The organism is Synergistaceae bacterium DZ-S4, assembly GCA_025943965.1.
GTDB classification, from domain to species: domain Bacteria; phylum Synergistota; class Synergistia; order Synergistales; family Synergistaceae; genus Caenicola; species Caenicola nitritireducens.
Window position 1 is genome coordinate 1 of record JAPCWD010000039.1, and the last position, 1,099, is coordinate 1,099.

The 1,099-nt window shown below is 54.1% G+C and carries 1 protein-coding gene; it reads left to right on the plus strand.

All coding sequences use genetic code 11. The features are described 5' to 3' along the window. Positions 1–1,082: chromosomal replication initiator protein DnaA (gene dnaA, locus OLM33_10090; GenBank protein MCW1714000.1), on the plus strand; the 1,082-nt coding region annotated here is incomplete at its 5' end. Positions 1,083–1,099: the final 17 nt, after the last annotated feature.

Consider the following 1,099-nt stretch of genomic DNA (forward strand, 5'->3'; position numbering starts at 1 on the left):
CTCCACCACCTGCGGTCCACCTCGATGAAACACACAAGACCGCGGGACCTGATCTCGAGCCCAACTGCACATTCGACTCATTCGTTGTGGGCCCTTCGAACCAGTTCTCATATCACGTGGCTCTTGCTGTCGCTGAAGCTCCGGGAACCGCTTATAATCCCTTGTTCATCTATGGGGGCGCTGGTCTCGGTAAGACACACCTCCTCCAAGCGATCGCCTCTTACGTCCGCTCAAGCTATCCCCACCTTCGGGTCAAGTACGTTACCAGCGAGCAGTTCACAAACGACTTCATCAAGTCGATCGGTGACCGTGATAAGAACCGCACCGAAGGCTTCCGTCGCGCGTATCGGGAGAATGACGTCCTGCTTATCGATGATATCCAATTCATCCAGGGTAAGGAGACCACGCAGACTGAGTTCTTCCATACATTCAATACGCTCCGTGAGGCAGGCAAACAGATCGTCATGACCTCTGATCGGCCACCCGCGGAGATCGGCAACATCGAAGAGCGCCTGCGTACCAGGTTCGGGTGGGGGTTGATCGCGGATATACAACCACCGGATCTTGAGACGCGTATTGCAATCCTTCGGCGGAAGGCCGATATGGCTCGTCTTGCCGCCCCTGATGACGTTCTGGCTTTCATCGCTGAGCGGCTCTCAAGCAACATCCGTGAGCTTGAAGGGGCCCTAGTGCGCGTCTCTGCTTACAGTTCTGTGTCACAGCGTCCTATCGACCTCGCCCTCGCTGAAAGCGTGTTGAAAGACACTTTCCCTGAGCGCTCCGTCAAACCTATCTCTATCTCTACAATCCAACAGGAGGTCTGTAAGTTCTATCAGATATCCCGGGCCGATCTTGTTGGAGACAAGCGTTCTCAAGCGATCGCATTTCCCCGTCAGGTCGCGATGTACCTTTGCAGAGAACTCACGGACTACTCCCTTCCAAAGATCGGTGGTGAGTTTGGGGGCCGTGACCACACGACCGTCATGTATGCCAACAGTAAGATCCAACGTCTCATCAATGAGCAGCGCGATGTCTACAATCAGATACAAACGCTCACGAATCTAGTGCGTCAAAGGAACTAACAAGTCCGGTGTATAGC